Origin of the sequence: Streptacidiphilus pinicola, assembly GCF_003258295.1 — a bacterium.
GTDB classification, from domain to species: Bacteria; Actinomycetota; Actinomycetes; order Streptomycetales; family Streptomycetaceae; genus Streptacidiphilus; species Streptacidiphilus pinicola.
This window is the reverse complement of the sequence record NZ_QKYN01000222.1, coordinates 1-5,028: the sequence shown is the minus strand read 5'-3', so window position 1 is coordinate 5,028 and position 5,028 is coordinate 1. Positions and strand designations below refer to the sequence as shown.

General features: G+C 73.4%; 5 protein-coding genes. 2 read left to right on the top strand and 3 right to left on the bottom strand.

Annotated elements, in window-relative coordinates; all coding sequences use genetic code 11:
- Positions 1–188: 188 nt before the first annotated feature.
- Positions 189–1,466: a DUF6986 family protein gene (locus tag DN069_RS37785; protein WP_111507778.1), complete on the bottom strand. Its 1,278-nt coding sequence runs from the start codon at positions 1,464–1,466 to the stop codon at positions 189–191.
- A gap of 166 nt (positions 1,467–1,632) precedes the next feature.
- On the opposite strand from DN069_RS37785, the gene DN069_RS37780 reads away from it, so the two are divergent.
- On the top strand, positions 1,633–2,913 hold the full coding sequence (locus DN069_RS37780) for an MFS transporter (protein ID WP_111507777.1): 1,281 nt from the start codon (positions 1,633–1,635) through the stop codon (positions 2,911–2,913).
- A 22-nt stretch (positions 2,914–2,935) separates the two neighbouring features.
- Here the strand turns inward: DN069_RS37780 and DN069_RS37775 are convergent, their stop codons facing one another.
- Together DN069_RS37775 and DN069_RS37770 are read right to left on the bottom strand one after the other, a co-directional pair.
- The gene (locus DN069_RS37775) at positions 2,936–3,346 is read right to left on the bottom strand and encodes a DUF3052 domain-containing protein (RefSeq protein WP_111507776.1); all 411 of its coding nucleotides are present in this window, start codon (positions 3,344–3,346) and stop codon (positions 2,936–2,938) included.
- Between the two features lie 117 nt (positions 3,347–3,463).
- Positions 3,464–4,351 carry an alpha/beta fold hydrolase gene (locus DN069_RS37770; RefSeq protein WP_165845820.1) on the bottom strand — a complete coding sequence of 296 codons (888 nt, stop codon included), beginning with the start codon at positions 4,349–4,351 and terminating at the stop codon, positions 3,464–3,466.
- A gap of 99 nt (positions 4,352–4,450) precedes the next feature.
- On the opposite strand from DN069_RS37770, the gene cpt reads away from it, so the two are divergent.
- Positions 4,451–4,984, top strand: coding sequence for a chloramphenicol phosphotransferase CPT (gene cpt / locus DN069_RS37765; protein WP_111507774.1), 534 nt, complete (start codon positions 4,451–4,453; stop codon positions 4,982–4,984).
- Positions 4,985–5,028: the final 44 nt, after the last annotated feature.

The window sequence follows — 5,028 nt, the reverse complement described above, 5'->3', positions numbered from 1 at the left end:
CTCAAGGAACGGACGCTTCCTTTGGTTCCCTTTTTATCGGGGCCCTCCGGGCGCTTCCTTCGTTATCCACTCTATCAGAGCTTTTCAGTTCCGATTTCCAGTGGATTTCGTCTTCCCGTTCCGTCCGCAGAGGGCCGGTCACCGGGGCAACTCGATCGAGAGTACGCGACCCCCGACGCAGATCCAAATCAGCGCCCGGCGAGGACGTCCAACGCCTTGCGGTCCAGTCCGGCGGCCTGCTCGACCTCGGTCGCGTCGACCGCGCCGCAGTCGAGACCGCGCAGCAGGTAGCCACTGAGGGCCTTGGCCGTGGCGGGCTCGTCCATCACGTCGCCGCCGGCGCGGGCGACGTACGCGGCGAGGCGGGCGGCAGCGGTCGCGAGGCCCTCGCGGTAGAACGCGTAGACCGCGGCGTAGCGCGTGGGCAGGTGGCCCGGGTGCATGTCCCAGCCCTGGTAGTACGCGCGCTCCAGCGAGCGGCGGACCAGGCGGTGGTGCAGTTGCCACGCGGCGTGGACCTGCTCGGTCGGGCCGGTCGGGATGACGTTGGTCGAACCGTCGGAGAGGCGGACGCCCGTGCCCGCCGCCGCGACCTGCATGACGGCCTTGGCGTGGTCGGCGACGGGGTGCTCCATGCTCTGGTAGGCCGCGCTGACGCCACACGACGCGCTGTAGTCGAAGGTGCCGTAGTGCAGGCTGGTCGCCCGGCCGCCGGCGGCCTCGATCATGCGGGCCACGGTCGCGCGGCCGTCGGCGCCGAGGATGGACTGGGTGGTCTCGATCTGGATCTCGAAGCCGATCCGGCCGTCCGGGAGGCCGGCGGCCTGCTCGAAGCCAGCGAGCAGGCGGGCCATCGCGGTGACCTGCTCGGGATAGGTCACCTTGGGCAGGGTCAGCACCAGCTGCTCCGGCAGCGCGCCGTTGCCCGCGTCCAGCAGGCCGGTGAGGAAGAGGTCGAGGGTGCGGATGCCGCGGGCCCGGACCGCCGACTCCATGCACTTCATCCGGATGCCGACGAACGGGGGCGCCGTGCCGTCCGCGACGGCCTCGGCGACCAGACGGGCCGCGCGCTCGGCGGCCGCGTCCTCCTCGGCGTCGGGGCGCGGGCCGTAGCCGTCCTCGAAGTCGATGCGCAGGTCCTCGACGGGCTCGCGCTCCAGCTTGGCGCGGACGCGGTCGTAGACGTCGGCGGCGAGCGCCGCGTCGGACTGGCCGACGACGGCGGCGAGCGACGCGCCGTCGGGGGCGTGACGGTCCAGCAGGTCGAGGGCCTGGCGGCCCCAGTCGCCGACCAGCTCGCCGACGCCGCGCTCGGCGAGCGCGTCGGCGGGGACGTAGACGGTGTGCACCGGCTGCCGGGTGCCCGGGTCGCCCGGGTAGCGCGTGGCGAGGTCGGCGTCGACCCCGGCGAGGTCGGCTTCGATGCCCTCCCGCAGCGTGCTGGAGAACGTGGTTCGCGCGGCCATGACTTCCCCTTTGCCCGACCTCGGGTCCGGTCCGGTATCAACAGTTTGTTGACGTGACGCTATCCGCGCGCCACACCCGCGTCAACACTTTGTTGCACAAGTACAGCTCGTGGGTGCCGACGAAAAGACGTTGCTGTGCGATCACCCACACGGTAGGGATTGCCCAATGCGAACAGCCCTGGCTCCCTTCCGCCATCGCCCGTTCCGACTACTCGTCGCAGGTCGCGCCACGAACATGATCGGCAACGGCGTCGCTCCCATCGCCCTGGCCTTCGCCGTCCTCGGCATCACCGGGTCGGTCACCCAGCTCGGGCTCGTGGTCGCGGTGCGGACGCTCTTCAACGTCGTCTTCCTGCTCTTCGGCGGCGTACTGGCGGACCGCCTGCCGCGCAGCCTGGTGCTGGTCGGGTCCAGCGCGCTCAGCGCGCTGAGCCAGGGAGCCGCGGCCACCCTCGTGCTGACCCACCAGGCGACCATCCCGCGCCTGCTCGTCCTGTCCGCCCTGAACGGGACCTTCGCCGCCTTCGCGCTGCCGGCCTCCTCCGCCCTGCTCCCCCAGACCATCCCCGCCGACGAGCGGCAGCAGGGCAACGCGCTGAACCGCATGGCCGCCAACACCGCGATGATCGCGGGCGGGGCGCTGGGCGGCCTGGTCGTCGCCGGCGTCGGCCCCGGCTGGGGGCTCGCGATCGACGCGACCACCTTCGCACTCGCCGGCGTGCTGTTCGCATGTGTCCGGGTCGCCTCGTCCGCCGGCGCGCCGACGGCACGGACGACGCCGGCCGGGGGAAAGCCCGGGCTGCTGCACGAACTGCGGGAGGGCTGGCAGGAGTTCGCCTCGCGGCGCTGGGTCTGGTCGATCGTGCTGGGCTTCGGCTTCCTCAACGCCGCCTTCAGCGGCGCCATCCAGGTCCTGGGCCCGTCGATCGCCAAGGCGTCCTTCGGGAGCGGCGGTTGGGGACTCGTTCTGTCGAGCGAGACGGTCGGGTTGGTCGTCGGTGGGGTGATCGGCCTGCGGCTGCGCCCGCGCCGTCTGCTGCTGGTCGGCACGGCGTGCATGGCCGCCGACATGCTGCTGCCCTCCGCGCTGGCGTTCGGCATGCCGCTCCCCGTGCTCATCGGGTGCGGCCTGCTGGCCGGTGCCTGTGTCGAGCAGTTCGCCATCGCCTGGGAGACCTCGCTCCAGCAGGAGATCCCCGAGGACCGCCTGGCCCGGGTCTACTCCTACGACGCGCTCGGCTCCTTCGCGATCATCCCGGTGGCGCAGGCCGCCGTGGGTCCGCTCAGTTCCGCCCTGGGCGTGCGGGCGACGCTGCTGTGCGCCGCGGGCACAGCACTGGTCTGCACCGCGGGCATGGTCGCCGTCCCGGAGGTCCGCGCGCTGCGCGTACGGAGGCCGGAGGAGACCGCGACCGAGACGGAGTCCGTCACCGCTGTCACGGCCTGAGCCGGCGGATGCTCACACCCGCTCAGGTCCGCGGCCGGTTCTCCTTGCGCCAGACGAAGGCGAGACCGGACCAGTCCTCGCCGACCGCCGCGACCTTCACGTCGACGACGCCCAGCGGCAGCATCGTCGCGCGCAGCTCCCCGTCCGTCAGGTCGCTGACGTGTCCGGCCGCGCGGCGCGGCCAGAGCAGCCACAGGCAGCTCTCCGGCCGCAGCGCGGCGACGAGCCCCTTGGCGTCGGCACGGAGCTCGGCCGCGGCGCGGTAGAAGGCGAGCACGACGTCCGCCTCCTCGGGCGCGGCGTCGAGACGCACACCGTCGGGAACGGCGGGCAGCGACCAGTCGGCGGGCGCGTGCCGGAGCGCGACGCGGTGGCCGGGCTTGATGCGCAGCTTCTTCGCCAGCGGGGTGGCCGAGTAACCGGAGTCCGTCATGCTCCCGATCCTCGCACTCACCGCGTCGCGTCGCCCCCTCCTGCCGCTCGGGTGTTCACGCCGGGACCGGCCGTGCGCGCCCGCTCCCGGGCGCGCGTCGCCCGGCACGCACGGACGCTACGCGTCCAGGTGCGCCAGCACCTCCGCCACGAACGCCTTCGGCTCCTCGTGCCAGATCCGGTGACCGGCTTCGGGGAGGACGACGAGCCGGCTGCCCGGCAGCAGTTCGGCGATCCGGCGGGCGGGGGCGGTCCCGATGACGCCGTCGCGTCCACCGCCCAGCACCAGCGGGCGCGCGCCGGATCCGGCGAGCCGGGCGAGGCGGGCGGGCCTCGCGTCCGGCGCGGGCGCGCCGGAGTAGAAGACGGCGCGGTACCAGTCGGGCGCGTCCTGCGTCGGCTCGTGGTAGAGCTCGAGGTACTCCTCACGCCAGCGGCCCCACACGAACGGCACCGTACGCAGCGTCAACTCCTCCTCCCGCGCCGGATCCACGCCGCCCGCCGCCAGCTCGCGCTCGGCGGCGACGGCCACCGCGTACCAGGGCTCCCCGGCCCGGTCGGCGCGGATCGCGGCGACCTCCCGTTCGTCGGGTTCACGTCCGAGCAGCCCCGCCGGGGTGACCAGCACCAGGCGCCGGACGCGCTCCGGGTGGGCCGCGGCGTACTCCAGGGCCGTCAGGCAGCCCGCCGAGTGAGCGAGGAGGTCGATCGTCTCCAGGCCGAGGTGGCGGCGGAGCGCCTCCAGGTCCTCGGCCTGCGCGGTGTAGACGCAGCGAGACCGGTCCTGCGGAACGGGGGAGCGTCCCGTCGCGCGCTGGTCGACGAGGACGAGCGAGCGATGTTCGTCGAGCCCGCCGAGCCCGGCGAGATATCGCACGTCGGCGCCGGGGCCGCCCGGCACGCAGATCAGCGGGTCCGCGGCTGCTTGTCCGGGTCCACGCCGGAGATAACCCAGCTCGGCTCCGTCGTCGGCGGTGTAGCGGTGTTCGGTGATCGCAGGTGGCATCTCCGCATCCTGACACGACGTCATCGCATGTGTCCTGCAGCGGCACGGGGCGCCGAAACGCGTTGCGGCCGGCGTCGGAGGCGACTTTAGGGTGGCCTGGTGACGACTCAGGTGATCGTGCTCAACGGCGGCTCCAGCTCCGGCAAGTCCAGCATCGTCCGCGCGCTGCAGGCCGTCCTGCCGGACCCGTGGCTCGCCGTCGCCGTCGACGACTTCGTCGGGATGCTGCCGCCGTCGCTGCAGGAGTCCGGGGCGGGGATCGAGATCGGTGCGGACGGCGGCGTCAGCATCGGTCCGGCCTTCCGGCGGCTGGAGGCGGCGTGGATAGCGGGGGTCGCCGCGATGGTCCGCGCGGGCGCACGGGTGGTGATCGACGACGTCTTCCTCGGTGGCGCGGCGTCACAAGAGCGCTGGCGGCAGGCCCTCGCGGGGCTGGACGTGCTGTGGGTCGCGGTCCGGTGCGACGGCGCCGTCGCGGCGCGGCGCGAGGCGGCGCGCGGCGACCGTGCAGCCGGGATGGCCGCGCTGCAGGCCGAGGTGGTCCACCGGGGCGTCGCCTACGACGTGGAGGTGGACACCACCCACGCCGATCCGCAGACCTGCGCCCGCGGCATCGCCGCGTGGGTCGGCTGATCCGGCGGGACGGTCGGCGGGTCGCGGGCGCAGGTCTGCGGATC